Origin of the sequence: Heliomicrobium gestii, assembly GCF_009877435.1 — a bacterium.
Taxonomy (GTDB): Bacteria; Bacillota; Desulfitobacteriia; order Heliobacteriales; family Heliobacteriaceae; genus Heliomicrobium; species Heliomicrobium gestii.
In genome coordinates this window covers 1-15,989 of sequence record NZ_WXEX01000005.1, presented here as the reverse complement: position 1 = coordinate 15,989, position 15,989 = coordinate 1, and the positions used below count along the sequence as shown (strand labels likewise).

Genomic DNA, 15,989 nt, shown 5'->3' with positions numbered 1-15,989 from the left:
TATTATATGTATGGTCGGAGATGTTAAAAATGAGTTTGCAAGGAGAATATGACGGTTTAGATAAACCGGATAACGAGAAAATCGGAATTGATCTAAAAAAAGAATTACTTTATAAAGCAATAGATGACAATCAAAATACAATTCGCTTTAATGATACCAAAGCGGGAGCAGTTTTAGTTTTAGTCGGAATTGTTTTTACCTTTGTTACAAGAACCGGAGATAAATATTATGATTTTCTTTGTCTAACCAAGTCATACATTTTTCTGCATGAGCTTATTATGTTAATAAGTATGGTTGCTTTATGTTGTTTTGTTTCCTCAATTTGGTTGGCGTTTACGGCGATTTCGCCAAAATCGGGTCCGATTAACAGCATTATTAATGACGTTTCTTATACATCTGATGTTTTTTACATTTCGAAAATAAGTCCATCGGTTAACTTAATAAATGTATTTCATGATAAAGAAGGTTATTTCAAATTAGATAAGTCGTCGAAGCGAGTACTAGAAACCATACAGGATCTTAAAGAAACTGATCTACTTAAAGTTTTAATTATTGAACTTTTAAAATTGTCGTATATACGTGAACTAAAAATACAAAGGGTTACACGTTCTATCTTGTTTCTCAAAGCGGGCTTAATAATATTACTAGGGGTGACGCTGGTTTGTTTTCTATGGAATTTATATTTTATATAAAATTTTAGAATTAAATAGCTATAGCTTTAATGATTGTTAAAATAAAAAAAGGCTCACAAAACAATCAAATTGTGAGCCTTTAGATCTTTACCTATTAAACATCTCCTCCACCGTCACCCGCTCCAACTGCACCTGCGGGATGTCTCGGTAGATCTTCGAGAACGCCTCAAAATCCATCGGCTTCGGCAGCACGCCTGTCTCTTGCGGCAACCGCTGCACGAGGTCTTGGAAGAGCTTGTCGTAGGGCGGGATGTCGCTGACCAGTTCAAAGGCCACGTTCAGCTTCGCCACTTCCGGGTTGTTCGGGATCTTCGCCAGTACCTTGATGCCGACAGTGTCGCAGAACTGTTCGGCGTAGCCGCTGCCGTCGTCCTTGTTAATGATCATCCCTAAGATGCGGGACTTGCCGCCCAGTTTGGCGAAGGAGGCCACGGCCGAGCAGATGTTGTTCGCCACGTAGAGGGACTGGTGGTCGTTGCCGGCGACGAGGATGATCGACTTGGCGATGGACTTGCTGATCGGGACGCCGAAGCCGCCGCAGACGACGTCGCCCAGGAAGTCTAAAAAGACATAGTCGAAGTCCCACTTGTAGAGGCCCATCTTCTCCAGCACTTCAAAGCCGAGGGAGATGCCGCGTCCGCCGCAGCCGATGGCCACTTCCGGGCCGCCGATCTCCAGGGCGTAGACGCCTTTGCCCTTGAAGATGATGTCTTCCACGCGGGGCGTCGGGTCCACCTCGTCAGAGTGCTCGTTCAGTTCAGCCCAGTATTCCAGCAATGTCGGCGGGTTGACGCCGTTGAAGAGGATGACCGTCGAGTCGTGCTTGGGGTCGCAGCCGATCTGGAGCACTCGCTTGCCCAGACGAGCCGTCGCGTTGGACAGGTTGGAGATGACAAAGCTCTTGCCGCTGCCGCCTTTTCCGTAGACCGCATAGAAATCCTTTTCCGACATTTCACCAGCTCCTATATGTTTCCTCTATGTTCTCTTCCGTTTTCATCCGCTATCGAATGCCGTCTTTGCATCCCTTTCAGACCTGGCCGCGCCGGTGGCGCCGCCGGGTCTGTTTGCTAAGCGGGAAGGCGTCTTTCAAAAACGGAACCATCCCGCACACGCGGGAAAAGCCGCCCGGCCCGGGCGGCCCTTTTTATTTTCCTCTTCCGACACCCGTGGCGTCAAGCTGTTTCAGGTGACGCTTGAGTCCTGCCAGGACGAGGCCGTTGGTGATGGTCAATCCCGATTCGGAGAGACCGTGCAGGTAGTCCACATGGCCCAGGGTGGGAGCGCCGAGGATAAAGACGGCATAATAGCCGATGCCGGCTGTGACAAAGATGAAGGCGAGCATGAACAGGAAGCCATAGTAGGTGAGCGGATGGACCAGTTCGGGCCGTTCTTTGCGCACCCGGTTCAGCACGTACAGGAAGTAGAGGTAGGGGAAGATGGAGAGGGTCATCAGCATTTCTGCCGTGCTAGACATGTTCGCTCACCTCGCCTTCCTGGTTGCCGGCGTTGCCTGCCCCGCCCGAGCGCGTCGACAGCGACGAAAGGGGCGACGACGCCGACCGGGTGGACAGCGACGAGATGCGAAAGGTCTGCAATGACCGCAGGAAGAAGAAGGCCCAGACGCCAAAGCTGGTGCTGCCGATAAAGGTCAGGTAGCTTTGGGCGTCGCTCAGCCACGTTTGCGTGTCATAGGTCAGGTGATACCAGATGGCGCAAAAGCCGCTCAACATATAGGGAATCATCACCCAGGGCAGCCGCTGGATCCAGACCTGATGGAGGCGCTGGCCCAGTCGGTAGACGAAGACGATCGCCACCGCCCATTCGACAAGGCTGGCGATGTGGACAACCCAGGTGGGCAGGGAGAGAAAGCCGAAACCGAACAAGGGCGTTCCTCCTATCGTTTGAACCGGTTGTACACCTGATCCACGTCATCGGTGGTGACGTAGTCGCGGAACTGCTCCTTGGCCAGTTTCTCGCTCTCCACCCGCAGCGTCTTGGAGGCGCTGACGCGGACGAAGAAGGGCACTTTTTTCATGACTTTTTCCAAATGGGCCACCGTCTCCTCGGGCCAGCGAACCTCGCGGATGACGATGGAACCTTTCAACTGTTCTTCCCACTGTTTGCGATCGGCGTCGCGCCCCCGGCGGCGCTTCTCTTTTTCCGGCGCGTATTCGATGTGGATGTGGCTGTAGAGGATGTCGAAGAGCTCGTTGCTGACGAGCTGGGTCAGGTAAACGACGCCGCTGTAGCCCATGAAGGGCGTGCCGGTGGAGCGGCAGACGACCGGCATCGGTGTCGCCGCCGCGATGAAGCGCGTCGGCAGGATGTGTTCGGTGATGTAGATCTTCTCGTTGATGCTGCCGAAAAAGAGGGTCGGCGGGTTTTCCAGGAGGGCCGCTTCGATGTCCATGGCGTTTTTCGAGCGATAGCGGTCCGTCTTGACGCCGCAGGCGCAGGCCTCGAAGCCCAGTTCATCGCGCAAGAAGGCGGTCAAGCCCTCGGCGTAGGTCTTGTGGGCGTAGACGCCAAAGGTGTTCGTCCGGAAGATGTCCTGGTGGGGCGAGCGCCACACATCCCAGAAGCCCTGCAAGGTGGTGCGCTTTTCCTGGGCGATGAAGGCTTCCGCTTCGGCGCGCAGGCCGAGGGCGTCGCCGAGGCCGAGGAGAAACTCCGTCGTCGCCTGGAGACCGATGGGGCCGAAGAAGAGGGGCTTGCCCAGCTGCTTGCCGAGCTTCTGGCCAAACTCCTGGTAGAGGAGGACGTTGGCGTCGGCGTCGTCCAGGCGGGTGATATCGCCCAGTTCGCAGTCAAAGGGGAAGGCCACGTTCACCTCGGCGCCGATGCCTTCGATGAGCCGCTTGATCTCGGCGAAGTCGGCGTAGTGGTTGAAGTTGCCGTAGGTGGGGCCGAGGATGTTGACGAGGGGTTTCGCCGACCGCTTCTTCGGCAGGCGAGGCAGTTTGGGGGCCACATGCTCGTAGAGGTAGAGCATGATGTCGTCGCGGGCCGTCAGGTCATCCGCATCGAGAGAGCGCGTGTGGATGTACCAGATGCGGCGGCCGTCGATCTCGGCCTCCAGCATGGAGCCTTCGCTGGAGATGATCTCGCTCTCGGCGCAGGAGAGGATGAAGATGTTTTCATAGCGGTCGATCAGTTCGCCGCAGAGTTTGCGCAGTTTATGTAAGGTGCCGTCCAGGGCCACATCGCCTTCGAGGATGTGGGTGGCATAGACGTTTTGCAAGTAGGGGATCGCGTCGGTGTAGTTGAGGGCCGAGTCGATGGGCACATAGTGGCAGCCGATGGGGCCGTCGACGATCACGCAGAAATCGCCCCGCATCGGCGCCAGCACATAGAGGGCGCCCCAGTAGCCGTTCGTCAAATCTACGTCGCGCATCATCTGCATGGGTTACTTCGCCTCCCTGCTGTCGCATGTCGTTGCCGCTTCGCCGGCGGCGCAGCCGCCGCAGAGCGGGGTGTCCCAGCCGCAGGCAAAGGCGTCGCCCAGGTGTTCCTGCACCTCGGGAATGGCGATGGAACGAGGCATTTCGACATCTTGGAAGAAGGAGCGCACCCGGTTGATGGAGGGGCGAGCCTTCAGGAGGTGGTGCATCAAGCCGAGGATGTTTTCGGCGCCCGTGGCCAGGAAGAGCGGCCGGGCGGCGATCAGGTTGGTGAAGTAGACAGAGGCGCTGCCCAGTTCCTTGCCCATGCCGGCCACGTCGGTGGCGGCCAGGGCGATGTCGGGCTTGTATTTTTTCACGGCCACCAGGTCGTCGGCGGCCGATTTGCGGAACTTCACTTCGGTGCCGCGGGCTTGGAACCAGGCCACGTCGGCTTCACAGAGGGCTGATTTGCCGATCGACGTGGACACATAGGGCACATCGGCGCCGGCTTCGGCGAGGATGCGGGCCACCAGGAATTCGATGCCCTCATAACCGGCGACGGCGATGCGGACGCCTTTTAGGTTCAGCGGGCCGTCGAGGACCTTTTGGACGGCGTCGCGCTCCTCCCGGGCCACCTGTTCGGCCAGGCGCAGATCGGCGCCGGCCGACTCGGCGATCGCTTTGATCCAGCTGTAGGTCATCTCGGCCCCGACGGGGGCGCCGGAGATGTGGGGGATGTTCACCTCGCCGAACTGGCGCATCGTCCGCGTGTAGAAGGGGTGCAGGCAGGCCATCGTCGACACGTTGAGGGCTTTGCGGAAGTCGTTGATGTCCTTGGAGGGGACATGGGCGCGCAGCTTGAGGCCCAGTTTCTCCAGGAGGTTTTCCAGGGCGATCGTGTCAGCCGGGAAGACCTCGCCGATGGAGGCGACAGCCTTCGGCTCTTTCAGCTTGTGATCGCCGAACTCACGCAATTTTTTGAAGATGCCTTCCATGGCTACGTCTTTGGCCTCGGCGTGGCTGCGGGTGCCGAAGCCGGTCACGCGCAGGGGGATGATCTCGGGGATCTGCCGGGCCATCTCGTCGATGTCGATGCCGACGGTGGTGGCGACGCAGAGGTTGATCACCGGGATGAACTCCGGTTTCTCTTCCTTAATAATCTCCTTGATCGCGTCGAGCAGTTTGTGGTGGAGGTTTTTGTCGGTGAAGTCGAGGGAGTAGAGCAACGGGGCGTAGATCGATTTACGCGCCGCATAGAAGTGCGATAGGAAGTTGAGTCCGTAGTAGCACCCGTGGTTTCCCAGCAGAATGGGGAGAAAACCTTCCAGCCTTGTCAAGATGCGCAGCGCGCCGAAGGCGGGACACGGGCTTTGGGTCGCCAGCTTGATGGACTTGATCGGTTCCATGGGCCCATCCCCTTTATTTAAAAATGATGAAAAGTGGAACAAAGGTGTGGCATTTCTTCGCCAATATCTATGAAGCCCTACCGACTACTATAAACGAACTCGGTCAAAATGCAAGGAGAAAAGTCACGTCCGGAAAGGCGGGTAAATTGTGAGACTATTCCTTTTCACAATAAATTGAAAATTCAATCCTGCTGTAATATAATCCGTGCTATACAAATAGGGGGTATGGGTACGAAAAAGGGCTTTTCCGGACGCTGCCTCGGAGACAGGCCAAATCAAGGAAACAGGGACGATGGGACCCACCAACCAACAGGGAGTCAAGGCGGCCCATGGACCAAAGAAAAAAAGGGGGACGGTATGATTGACGGAAGGTAGGCAATCAGAGGCAAAGCGGCGGCTCGCCCAGACGATGAAGGCAGCTGTCCTCGTCATCTCCGCTATGGCGCTTCTCGGCGGCATCGTGACTGGCTGCGCCAAAAACGCCAGCGCGCCTGGCGGCGCGACGAATCCCGGCGGCGCGCCCGGAACAGAGACCGCTTCGGCGGCAGAACCGCTGGGCGATTACGTGATCATGGCCTGGCAGTCCATCGGGATGAAGTGCACCAGCGACAACGACAAGTATTTCAGTTTCCATACCCCGGGCAATGACTTTTTTGCCCAGGTGATCAAGCGGGGCGACCCGCCCGTTCTGGTCACTGACGGCATCAAGCTCACCTATGAAGCCCCCGAGAACCACAACGAACCTTCGAAGACGATCAACTTCTGGAATTACGCCAAGATCACCTTGAAAAAGGACATCGCCCCCAACACCGGCAAAACGGGCATGGCCGCTGAAAAAGGCGACTTCAGCCTGGACAAGGCCAAAAAAGCCTGGACCGCCATCGGCATCCCTGTTTCTCCCTATAATGACGATGGCAAAGTGGACGCCTACCCCATGTTTACCGTCCGCGCCACCGATACGGCGAATGGGAAGCTCCTGGCTGAAACGAAGATGTCTGCGCCCGTCAGCGGCGAGTTGGGCTGTTACATCTGCCACGGCGGGACGCCCAACCGCGACGGCGTCGGCCTCTCTGACGCCACCGCCCGCGACATCCTGGCCGACCATGACAAAAACGTGGGCACCAACCTGCTCGCCGAGGCGGAAGCGGGGCGGCCGCAGTACTGCCTCGACTGCCACGGCGCCAACAACGTGAGCGCGCCGGGCAAACCGGATGTGCTCTCCATGTCGGCGGCCCTGCATGGCAAACATGCCCAGTACATGCAGAACGGTTCCATCGAAACCTGCGGCCTCTGCCACCCTTCGTCAGCGAAAGGCCAGGTCTACTGTGAGCGCGACGTCCACCGGGGTTTTGGCATGGATTGCATGAACTGCCATGGCACCCTGCCGGAGCATGCCGCCTCTGTTTTGATGAAGCAAAAGGATCTCCCGGCGGCGCAAAAGTCGCTGGAACGGTTGAAGCCCTACCTGCCGGAAGGCTTCACCGAGGCGAAGCCGCGAGAGAACTGGATCAACCAGCCCGACTGCCTCTCCTGCCACACGAAGGATCACACGAAAGCCAGCACGAAGACCACCTCCTACAACCAGTGGATCACCGAAAAGTCTCACCTGTTCCGCTTTGAAAAAGCGGACAACGGCGATATGATGTGTGCCGCTTGCCACGGGTCGCCCCACGCCATCTACCCAGCGTCAGAGGCCCTCGGCTACAGCGAGATCAACTACCAGCCGGAAACCTACCAGGGCTTCGCCGGTCCCATCGGCGCCAATGGCCACTGCACCGTCTGCCATCTGAGTGAGCCGGCCGATAAGAACTATCATCATAAGAACCAGGATCAGGTCTTTTTGCCGCCCCAGTTTGCCAACGATCCCAAGTAACAACGGAATGCAGCGTCCTCTTGTATGGGGAGACGCTGCTTTCTTCATTCGGAGCGATTTCGGAGTCTTTACGCCATGGCCCGGTGTTTTTTTCCGGGGGATTTGGCCGGGGGGGAGGAGGGAGAATATAATAGTCCGATCGGTGCGGACAAATACGGTCCTGTGAGGGATGTTATGCCCGTCCAGCAATTGAACGGCACGACGATCTATTATGAAGTCCATGGGCAGGGCGATCCGATCGTCTTCATTCCCGGCATCGCCGTCAGCCACGGCATGTGGGCGCCCCAGGTGGAGACCTTTGCCCGGACGAACCGGGTGATTCTTTACGATGTGCGGGGGACAGGGCGTTCCGGTTCCATGGCCTGGTCCACCCGTCTCGCCGATCACGCCCGCGATCTGGCCTCGTTGTTGCGGTTTTTGCAGATCGATCGCGCCGTCATCTGCGGCGTCTCTTTCGGCGGCGTCATCGCCCAGCGCTTCGCCCTTGATTTTCCTTATAGTTGCCGCGCTTTGGTCCTCGTGGACACCTTCAGCGAACTCGATCCCCGCGACGGCGAGGAAGCCGCCCTGATCCTGATGACATGGCTGGCGTCGCCGCTGTTTTTGTTGCCCAAAGGGTGGTTGATGCCGATGGTCTTGAACATGTACCAATCGTGGCCCTTCGCCCAGCAGCACCTGCGCGGCGAAGTCCCCAAGATCCGCGGCCTTGACGCCGTCAAGACGCGCTGGATGATCCGGGGGGTGAAGCTGACGGGCGAACTCGGACGGATCCAATGCCCCTGCCTGGGCATCGTCGGCGCTGAATCGGAGTTGGCGATCCGGTTGATGGAACGGGTCATCGGCGCCATCGCCGGCGCCACGCTGGAGCAGGTGCCCCATGCCTTCGACCCCACTTCGTTGACGGGACGGGAAGACTTTGACCGGCGCCTGAGCCGGTTTTTGTTGTCGCTCGTTGAGGCGGAAAAAGGGGGAGGATCCTTCGGAACCGCCTGCGACGACCTTGTCGGTCCGACGATTCGTTTTCGTCCGCGACAGACCCGCCGTCGTGCCCGTTAAATTTGATTGAGGCATGCGCCCAATATCTTCCTATAACATAGGCTGGTAAGGAGGAAGTGTAGGGGTGAGACGCATGCTATCAGAGGAAAAAAAGCGTGACCTGCTGTTGATCATCACCACCGTGATTTTTATTTTTATCGCCCTCGATATTATTCCCGTCGAGGCTCCAGAGGGCCCCACGATCATTCCGTAATAGAGGGGGAACACCGTGAAGAAGGAGGGAGAAGGAAGACGGCTCCAGGATAATGGAAGGGGTCAACAGGGCAACGGCAATGGGAAGAAAAACGGCAACGGCAGTGGAAACGGAAACAGTAACGGAAACGGCAATGGCAACGGCGGCGGAAACGGCCCCTGCAATGGAAATAAAAAAAGAAAAAAGAGCGGGCCGCCTCCGCTCACCCCGTCCAAGGTGGCCGTTATTATTGGCTTGATTAGCGACGCCCTGATCGTCAACTCCATTCTCGTCGATCGAAACCAGGAGGTTCAGATTGTCCTGACGGGGTCGTTGCGCAGAAAAACGAAACTCGACAAGATGCTCGACGAGATCGGCGATGAGTCCTTTGACGATGTCTTGGCGGCCTTCATGCGAAGAGTCTAAATATTTTTTGCAAGGGATTTGCCTGTTCGCCGTCGAACATAGTGGCAGGAGGTGGGCGAATGCGCAAATCGGTCGACGTGGAAAAGTTGGCGCAAGACATCCTGAACGAGATCGGGGAACGCTATCTGGAAGAGATTGAAGCGGCCATCGCCCTGATGGATGACGGCAATAAGGACGAGATGAACGCTGTTTTGTTATATGCCATCGTGTCGAGCCTCAAGTGCCATTCGGAGCGCTTCGCCATCCGGCTGGTCCAGAAGGTGGTCGACCATATGAACGAGAAGTGGGAAGAATCAAAAGCCCATGAGAAAAACGCGGAGAAGCAGATCGCCAGTCCCAGCAAAAGTGGAGGGACTGCTTTTTGACGGCAGGAAGGCCGTTGACAGCGCGGAGGTAGCATACGATGTTCAGCCAATGGGTGATCGCCTGTAATCGTTTTTTGGAGCGGGCCATGTTTCTCTTGATTCCGGGGGCCTTGCTCTTCGGCTATATTTTTTGGACAAGCCTTCAGGATCAGAAGGTGTGGGTCTACTGGCTTTTCGGGTACATGACTTTTCTGGGCGCCCTCAATTGCTCCTGGGGACAGTTCCGGGCGCTTTTTCGCGAGCCTGTGCTCTTTTTGACCTCCCTGCTGCTGGCCCACGGCCTGATCCCGGCGGCGGCCTTTGGGCTGGGGTTGCTCTTTTTCCCGAGCGACACCCAGACGGTGATCGGCCTGGTCATCGGGTCCACCATCCCCGTGGCGATCACAGCCTCTGTGTGGACAAACATCACCAAAGGCAACAACTCCTTCGCCCTGGCGCTGGTTGTGCTGGATACCCTGCTGAGCCCCCTCATCCTGCCCCTCTTCGCCCAGGTGATCCTGCATGTCTCCGGCCACCTGCCTGTGGAGCGGCTCGTCGAAGACATGTTGATCATGGTGGTGCTGCCGTCCATGCTCGGTCTCCTGCTGCATCCCTACCGCTTCTGGGACCCTCAAGGGGCCTTGCAAGCGGGGTTGAGCGCCCTCTCCAAACTGGGCCTGTTCCTGGTTGTGGCCATCAATGTGGCCATCATGCACGACTATCTCGTTCTCGGCTGGGCCAATGCGCTCCCCATTCTGGCGAGCCTGTTTTTGCTCAACAGCATCGCCTATCTGTTGGGCTACAGCGCCGGACGCTTTCTGGGACGGCCCCAGGAGGATGTTATCGCCCTCACCTATTCGAGCGGCATGCGCAACATTGCCCTGGGTGTCGTTTTTTCGACCGGGTACTTTGATTTGCGCGTTTCGATTCCGATCGTCTTTATGACCTTGCTCCAGCAGCCGATGGCCACGGTCGTCAACCGCTTTTTTCAAAGAGGAATGCGGAAAAAGGCGGAAGCGCGGGCATAGGGAGCACAGCAGAAAGACCTGAAAACTGCCAGGATATTGCCTGGGGATTGCCTTTTAATGAAATGAGAAAGCCAGCGCCGGATTGCCGCGCGCTGGCTTTGTTGCGTTTTTTCGATGTCCCTTCGACGGGCTACTGGGCTTCCCGGCTGGAGGTCTCCCGGTCGCTGGCGTCCTCGTCGCCGGAACGGTTGTCCCTTTCGGTGGCGCCGCCGCTGGCGCTGTCGCTCGTCTCTGCGGCCAGCCGGGCGGCGTTGACCCTTTCGGCGAAGGCGGCGATCTTCTCCTCAGACAGGTTGGAGTAGTCTTCTTTGATCTTGGTGACCATCTTGAAGGCGGTCCGCTCGATGAAGCCCAGTTTGTCCATGAAGACGCGGCCGCCGAAGTTCTCGGCCAGGATCGCCCGTTTCAACAGTTGGTCGGGATAGGCCCGTTTGATCTCCGCTTCGCTCTTCTCTTCCAACATGCCGCAGATGAAGAGGGCCAACCGCTTGGCCAGGATGTAGCGCCAGTTCTCGCGGACGAACTGTTTGTACTCGCGCTCGATGTCGCCGCCGTAGACGGGCACCCCGAGGATGACCGTATCAAAGGCGCTCCAGTCCGGGCCGACCGGATTTTTGCGAATATCGACGAGCTCGACCGAGTCGTCGATCAGGTCGGCCAAGCGTTTTGCGCAGTATTCTGTGGTGCCCCGTTTGCTCAGGTAACAGATTACCGTGCTCACGTGATCACTCCTATTTGTTCAATCTGGAAGGGAAGCCGGTGCATTGCCCTTACCGGGTATAAAATACCATTTAAACCACGGAGGGGCAAGTCCGGAGGGGGGCTGGCACATAGGGAACAGCCGAGTTGGTTATGCTCATTGTCAAGCGGTTGTGATGAACAGCGACCGCGACAGCAGAAGGGCGGCCTGTGGTCCGTCCCGCGCCTGCAACAAACAGTGGAGGCGTTCCCTTGAAACGTGTCGTCAGCATCTCCCTGGGATCGTCCAAGCGGGATCACCGGGCTGAGGTGGAGATCCTCGGAAAAAGAATACAATTGGAACGCCGCGGCATGGACGGTGACTTCAGCCGGGCGTTCAACGCGATACGCGCCTTGGATGGGCAGGTGGATGCCATCGGTTTGGGCGGCATCGACCTCTATCTGCGTGCCGGTAGCCGCCGGTACACCCTGCGTGACGGCCGGCGTTTGGCCGAGGCGGCCCGGCGGAGTCCTGTTGTCGATGGTAGCCACTTGAAGGACAACTGGGAGCAGCAGGTGGTGGAGACGCTGGCCGCCGATGGCCTGATTCGCCCAGGGCAGCGGGTCTTGCTCGTCTGCGCCGTCGACCGCTATGGGCTGGCCGAGGCGCTGGTGCGCCAGGGCTGCCAGGTCACCTTCGGCGATTTGATGTTTGGCTGCGGACTTCCTGTGCCGCTGCGCAGCTTGCAGGCATTAAATCAGTTTTCCCGCGTAATCATTCCAGTGATCAGCCAATTGCCTTTTCAGTGGATCTACCCGACCGGCAGTCGGCAGGAGCAGATGAACCCCCGGTTTCCTCACGTGTTCCGGGAGGCGGAGGTTGTCGCCGGGGATTTTCATTTCATTCGCCGGTATATGCCGGCGGATATGCGGGGCAAAATCGTTCTGACCAACACCGTCACCGCCGCCGATGTGCAACTGCTCCGGGAACGCGGCGTTGACACGCTGATCACGACGACGCCCGAACTGGGCGGCCGTTCCTTCGGGACGAACGTCATGGAAGGGTTGTTGGTCGCTCTGGCGGAGCGAAAGCCCGAGGCGATCACCCCGGAGGAGTACCGCCATTGGTTGGCGCGAATCGGTTTTCAGCCTCGTGTGGAACAGGTGTCTTCCCGGCGAGCGACCGCAGGAGGTCGGCATGAAACGATTTGCCTTCATCATTCATCCCCTTACCGTTGCGGACATAGCCCGTAAGTTTCCCTGGATTCGTTGGCTGCCCGAGGGCCTGGTGGAAGGGGTTTTTCGCTGGGCGCCGCCGGTTCGGACGGCGCGCTTTGCCGGCATCCGCTCCGACTATGGACAGGTCGAGGGCTTGTTTGTCGCCTGTCCGCTGACGACGCGGCAGATGCTGTCGCTGCCCGAGGAGATTGTCCTGCCCAAGGTCGAGGCGGCCTGTCGCAAGGCGATCGCGCAGGGGGCGCAACTCATCGGACTCGGCGCCTACACCTCTATCGTCGGTGATGCCGGTTTGACCTTGGCGCGCCGTCTGCCCGTCCCGGTGACGACGGGAAACTCCTATACGGTGGCGACGGCCCTTGAGGCGACGCGCATCGCCGCCGCACAACTCGGCCACAGCCTCAACCGCGCCGCCATCGCCGTCGTCGGCGCCACCGGTTCCATCGGCGCCGTGTGCTCGCGGCTGCTCGCCCGGGAAGCCGGCGATCTTACGCTGGTGGCGCGCCAGTCCGATCGGCTCGACAGGCTCGCCTACCGCATCCTCCATGAGACGGGCCTCTCTGTCCGGGTGATGACCGACGTTGCCGCGGCGTTGCGCCGGGCCGACATCGTCGTGGCCGTGTCGAGCGCCGCGGGGGCGATCATCGAGCCGGAATACTTAAAAGCGGGGTCTCTCGTCTGCGACGTGGCCCGGCCTCGTGACGTATCCCGCCGCGTGTCCAAGGAGCGACCCGATGTGCTGCTCATCGAAGGGGGCGTCGTCAAGGTGCCCGGCGATGTGGACTTTGGGTTCAACTTTGGCTTTCCGCCCGGCCTGGCCTATGCCTGCATGGCCGAGACGATGATCCTGGCCCTCGAAGGGCGACGCGAATGTTTTTCCCTCGGACGGGAACTCTTTATCGACAAGGTGGAGGAAATTACGCGGCTGGCGCGCAAGCATGGCTTTGCCCTGGCCGGTTTGCGCAGTTTTGATCGTCCCTTGCGCGAACTGGATGTGGAGCGGGTTCGCAAAAGCCTGTTCTGTCCGCCGCGAACGGCCCTGGGAAGTCAAGAACTTAATGTTGACAATATTTTGCAACCCGGATATAATACGAAACTAAAGATGGTGGAGTAAGCAAGCACTGCCCGGCCGCAGGCTTTCGCGGCTGAATGGCAGTGCTTATTCAGTGTAGCGTCAATGTGCATTGACACGGCATATAACATCGGCAAGAAAACCGTGTGAACGAGATATCTTTGATTTAAAGAATAGGGGAGCGAACGTATGGAAGAAAAACAAGTGATGTTGACGGCGGAAGGACTAAAGAAACTGGAAGAGGAGCTGGAGTTCCTCAAATCGCAAAAACGGGGGCAGGTGGCCGAACGGATCAAGCAGGCCATCGATTACGGCGATATCAGCGAGAACTCCGAGTATGAAGACGCCAAAAACGAACAGGCTTTCGTCGAAGGCCGCATCATCACCCTCGAGAAGATGCTGCGCAACGCGAAACTGATCGAAGGCGGAGAAAGCGAGACCAATGTCGTTACCATCGGCGCCAGGGTGCTTCTGAAGGATCTTGAGGACGACTCCGAATTCGAATACACCATCGTTGGTTCGGCGGAAGCCGACCCCAGCCAGTTGAGAATCTCCAACGTTTCCCCGGTGGGCAAGGCATTGCTCGGCCAGCCCAAAGGCTCGGTCGTCGAAGTGCAGGTGCCCATGGGGAAAATCAAGTACGAGATTGTGGACATCAACAAGAAGGGGTAGACCTTCACCGGACTCATTCATCCTTTATTCGGCGGCGGCAAAAGTGTAGACGGCATGGAAGGGCCAGGATGACCTGGCTCTTTTGAATGCGCCGGGAGGAGACAAGCATTATGGAAAAAAGTATGGAAATGGAAAAGAACGAACTGATCAAAGTCCGCTTGGAGAAACTGGACGATCTGCGGGAAAAAGGCGTCAATCCCTTCGGTGATCGCTTTGACGCGACTCATCACGCCGAAGTCATTAAAAATGATTTCGATGCCTACGAAAATCAGACGGTGCGCCTGGCCGGACGGATGATGGCGCGGCGCCACCAGGGCAAGGCCGGTTTCGCCAACCTGCAAGACATCACCGGACAGATCCAGATCTATGTGCGCCGCGACGATGTGGGGCTGGACGTCTTTGAACTCTTTGCCAAGGCCGATATCGGCGATATCTACGGTGTCGAGGGTCATGTCTTTAAGACGCGTATGGGCGAGATCTCGATCTGGGTGAAGCAGTTTGTGCTGCTGACCAAATCCCTGCGTCCCCTGCCCGAGAAGTTTCACGGTCTGAAGGATGTGGAACTGCGCTATCGCCAGCGCTATGTGGACCTGATCATGAATCCCGAAGTGAAGCGGACCTTTGTCCTGCGCAGCAAGATCATCCGCGCCGTCCGCGAGTTCCTCGACGAGCGGAGCTATCTGGAAGTGGAGACGCCGGTGCTTCATCCCATCGCCGGCGGCGCGACGGCCCGTCCCTTTATCACCCACCACAACGCTTTGGACATGAAGCTGTACATGCGCATCGCGCTGGAGTTGCATCTGAAGCGGCTGATCGTGGGCGGCTTTGAGCGTGTCTATGAGTTGGGTCGCATCTTCCGCAACGAAGGGATCTCGACGCGCCACAACCCCGAGTTCACCATGATCGAGATCTACCAGGCCTACGCTGATTTTAAAGATATGATGGAACTGACGGAAAATCTGGTTGCCGCCGTCGCCCAAAAGGTGCTGGGGACGACCAAGATCACCTACCAGGGCGAAGAGATCGATCTGACGCCCCCCTGGCCGCGCCTGAATATGCTCGACGCCATCCGGCAGTACGCCGGTGTCGACTTCTATACCATTGCCGATGACGAGGCGGCCCGGGAAGCGGCGAAAAGCATCGGTGTTCCTGTCAACGCCACCGACAGCCGCGGCGATGTGATCAACACCGTCTTCGAGGAAAAAGTGGAGGAGCATTTGGTCCAGCCTCACTTTATCTTCGGCCATCCTGTCGAGGTGTCGCCGCTGGCCAAGCGCAACGCCGAGAAGCCTCAGTTTACGGATCGCTTCGAGGTCTTCATCACCCGCCGGGAATTGGGCAACGCCTTCTCGGAATTGAACGATCCCATCGACCAGCGGGAACGTTTCGTCCGTCAATTGGCCCTGCGTGAGGCCGGCGATGAAGAGGCCCACATGATGGATGAGGATTTCCTCAACGCCTTGGAGTATGGCATGCCCCCGACAGGCGGCTTGGGCATCGGCATTGACCGTCTGGTCATGCTGCTCACCGATTCGCCCTCCATCCGGGATGTCATCCTCTTCCCGACCATGCGGCACCGGGAGGACATCTAAATCCCGGGAAGACGCCGAAAAAGCACTGGAGGGTATCGAAACCCCCAGAGGATATCGAAATCACGGATTGAGATATGGATGATGTACGGACGGGGTTGTTGCGCAGCCCCGTCCTTTTTTGTCAAAGCCGAGAAAACCGAGAAAAACAGTACGATTCCGAGAAAAACGAAGAGATCCGAGATAATCAGGCAGATTACCGGTATGAATGCGCAGATATTCCCCAATTTTCCGGTTGATGAACAGGTAGCGGCATGGTATAGTTAATCTCGCTTCACGGGAACGCGAAAAATTAATGCAAGACGCAAAACTTTGCTTGACAAGGAATAGCGGCTATGTTAAGATTCTAACTCGTGACGTCT

Annotated in this window: 17 protein-coding genes; 11 read left to right on the top strand and 6 right to left on the bottom strand. The window is 57.6% G+C overall.

The features are described 5' to 3' along the window. Positions 1-29 precede the first annotated feature (29 nt). Positions 30-692: a hypothetical protein gene (locus GTO89_RS06785; protein WP_161261328.1), complete on the top strand. Its 663-nt coding sequence runs from the start codon at positions 30-32 to the stop codon at positions 690-692. 87 nt (positions 693-779) lie between these two features. On the opposite strand, the gene GTO89_RS06780 is transcribed toward GTO89_RS06785, so the two are convergent. The 5 genes from GTO89_RS06780 to GTO89_RS06760 all read right to left on the bottom strand — a co-directional run bounded on the left by GTO89_RS06780 (position 780) and on the right by GTO89_RS06760 (position 5,481). Further along, a complete protein-coding gene (locus GTO89_RS06780; RefSeq protein WP_161261327.1) occupies positions 780-1,643 on the bottom strand; it encodes a chlorophyllide a reductase iron protein subunit X in 864 nt (287 codons plus the stop codon). A gap of 193 nt (positions 1,644-1,836) precedes the next feature. Continuing rightward, positions 1,837-2,166, bottom strand: coding sequence for a DUF3593 domain-containing protein (locus GTO89_RS06775; RefSeq protein ID WP_161261326.1), 330 nt, complete (start codon positions 2,164-2,166; stop codon positions 1,837-1,839). After that, positions 2,159-2,575: a DUF2499 domain-containing protein gene (locus tag GTO89_RS06770; protein ID WP_161261325.1), complete on the bottom strand. Its 417-nt coding sequence runs from the start codon at positions 2,573-2,575 to the stop codon at positions 2,159-2,161. Before GTO89_RS06770 ends, GTO89_RS06775 begins: the two co-directional genes overlap by 8 nt. 11 nt (positions 2,576-2,586) lie before the next feature. Continuing rightward, positions 2,587-4,095, bottom strand: a complete 1,509-nt coding sequence (locus GTO89_RS06765) for a nitrogenase component 1 (RefSeq protein WP_161261324.1) — start codon at positions 4,093-4,095, stop codon at positions 2,587-2,589. Positions 4,096-4,098: 3 nt separating this feature from the next. Next, a complete protein-coding gene (locus tag GTO89_RS06760; protein ID WP_161261323.1) occupies positions 4,099-5,481 on the bottom strand; it encodes a nitrogenase component 1 in 1,383 nt (460 codons plus the stop codon). Between the two features lie 361 nt (positions 5,482-5,842). On the opposite strand from GTO89_RS06760, the gene GTO89_RS06755 reads away from it, so the two are divergent. The 6 genes from GTO89_RS06755 (at position 5,843) to GTO89_RS06735 (ending at position 10,380) form a co-directional block, all read left to right on the top strand. Then, positions 5,843-7,354, top strand: a complete 1,512-nt coding sequence (locus GTO89_RS06755; RefSeq protein ID WP_161261322.1) for a hypothetical protein — start codon at positions 5,843-5,845, stop codon at positions 7,352-7,354. 174 nt (positions 7,355-7,528) lie between these two features. Continuing rightward, positions 7,529-8,410: an alpha/beta fold hydrolase gene (locus tag GTO89_RS06750; protein WP_161261321.1), complete on the top strand. Its 882-nt coding sequence runs from the start codon at positions 7,529-7,531 to the stop codon at positions 8,408-8,410. 64 nt (positions 8,411-8,474) lie between these two features. Continuing rightward, positions 8,475-8,603, top strand: a complete 129-nt coding sequence (locus tag GTO89_RS17655) for a hypothetical protein (protein WP_268894643.1) — start codon at positions 8,475-8,477, stop codon at positions 8,601-8,603. Positions 8,604-8,618: 15 nt separating this feature from the next. After that, the gene (locus GTO89_RS17085) at positions 8,619-9,008 is read left to right on the top strand and encodes a hypothetical protein (protein ID WP_204758191.1); all 390 of its coding nucleotides are present in this window, start codon (positions 8,619-8,621) and stop codon (positions 9,006-9,008) included. 59 nt (positions 9,009-9,067) lie between these two features. Further along, positions 9,068-9,373, top strand: a complete 306-nt coding sequence (locus tag GTO89_RS06740; protein WP_161261320.1) for a hypothetical protein — start codon at positions 9,068-9,070, stop codon at positions 9,371-9,373. A 38-nt stretch (positions 9,374-9,411) separates the two neighbouring features. Then, positions 9,412-10,380: a bile acid:sodium symporter family protein gene (locus tag GTO89_RS06735; RefSeq protein WP_161261319.1), complete on the top strand. Its 969-nt coding sequence runs from the start codon at positions 9,412-9,414 to the stop codon at positions 10,378-10,380. Between the two features lie 130 nt (positions 10,381-10,510). On the opposite strand, the gene GTO89_RS06730 is transcribed toward GTO89_RS06735, so the two are convergent. Next, a complete protein-coding gene (locus GTO89_RS06730) occupies positions 10,511-11,101 on the bottom strand; it encodes a flavodoxin domain-containing protein (RefSeq protein ID WP_161261318.1) in 591 nt (196 codons plus the stop codon). Positions 11,102-11,331: 230 nt separating this feature from the next. Here GTO89_RS06730 and GTO89_RS06725 point away from each other — a divergent pair, with 230 nt between their 5' ends. The 4 genes from GTO89_RS06725 (at position 11,332) to lysS (ending at position 15,630) form a co-directional block, all read left to right on the top strand. Then, a complete protein-coding gene (locus tag GTO89_RS06725) occupies positions 11,332-12,312 on the top strand; it encodes a quinate 5-dehydrogenase (RefSeq protein ID WP_161261317.1) in 981 nt (326 codons plus the stop codon). Next, positions 12,257-13,408, top strand: coding sequence for a shikimate dehydrogenase (locus tag GTO89_RS06720; protein ID WP_161261316.1), 1,152 nt, complete (start codon positions 12,257-12,259; stop codon positions 13,406-13,408). The genes GTO89_RS06725 and GTO89_RS06720 overlap by 56 nt, the downstream gene beginning before the upstream one ends. Positions 13,409-13,555: 147 nt before the next feature. After that, the gene (greA, locus tag GTO89_RS06715) at positions 13,556-14,038 is read left to right on the top strand and encodes a transcription elongation factor GreA (RefSeq protein WP_161261315.1); all 483 of its coding nucleotides are present in this window, start codon (positions 13,556-13,558) and stop codon (positions 14,036-14,038) included. Positions 14,039-14,148: 110 nt separating this feature from the next. Then, positions 14,149-15,630 carry a lysine--tRNA ligase gene (gene lysS, locus GTO89_RS06710; protein WP_407929488.1) on the top strand — a complete coding sequence of 494 codons (1,482 nt, stop codon included), beginning with the start codon at positions 14,149-14,151 and terminating at the stop codon, positions 15,628-15,630. The last annotated feature ends 359 nt before the right edge of the window (positions 15,631-15,989 follow it).

Excerpts from the sequence above, each read along its gene's own strand:
- GTO89_RS06785 (WP_161261328.1), top strand. The coding sequence starts at position 30 with ATGAGTTTGCAAGGAGAATATGACGGTTTAGATAAACCGGATAACGAG.
- GTO89_RS06780 (WP_161261327.1), bottom strand. The coding sequence starts at position 1,643 with ATGTCGGAAAAGGATTTCTATGCGGTCTACGGAAAAGGCGGCAGCGGC.
- GTO89_RS06775 (WP_161261326.1), bottom strand. The coding sequence starts at position 2,166 with ATGTCTAGCACGGCAGAAATGCTGATGACCCTCTCCATCTTCCCCTAC.
- GTO89_RS06765 (WP_161261324.1), bottom strand. The coding sequence starts at position 4,095 with ATGCAGATGATGCGCGACGTAGATTTGACGAACGGCTACTGGGGCGCC.
- GTO89_RS06760 (WP_161261323.1), bottom strand. The coding sequence starts at position 5,481 with ATGGAACCGATCAAGTCCATCAAGCTGGCGACCCAAAGCCCGTGTCCC.
- GTO89_RS06750 (WP_161261321.1), top strand. The coding sequence starts at position 7,529 with ATGCCCGTCCAGCAATTGAACGGCACGACGATCTATTATGAAGTCCAT.
- GTO89_RS06740 (WP_161261320.1), top strand. The coding sequence starts at position 9,068 with ATGCGCAAATCGGTCGACGTGGAAAAGTTGGCGCAAGACATCCTGAAC.
- GTO89_RS06735 (WP_161261319.1), top strand. The coding sequence starts at position 9,412 with ATGTTCAGCCAATGGGTGATCGCCTGTAATCGTTTTTTGGAGCGGGCC.
- GTO89_RS06720 (WP_161261316.1), top strand. The coding sequence starts at position 12,257 with ATGAAACGATTTGCCTTCATCATTCATCCCCTTACCGTTGCGGACATA.
- greA (WP_161261315.1), top strand. The coding sequence starts at position 13,556 with ATGGAAGAAAAACAAGTGATGTTGACGGCGGAAGGACTAAAGAAACTG.
- lysS (WP_407929488.1), top strand. The coding sequence starts at position 14,149 with ATGGAAAAAAGTATGGAAATGGAAAAGAACGAACTGATCAAAGTCCGC.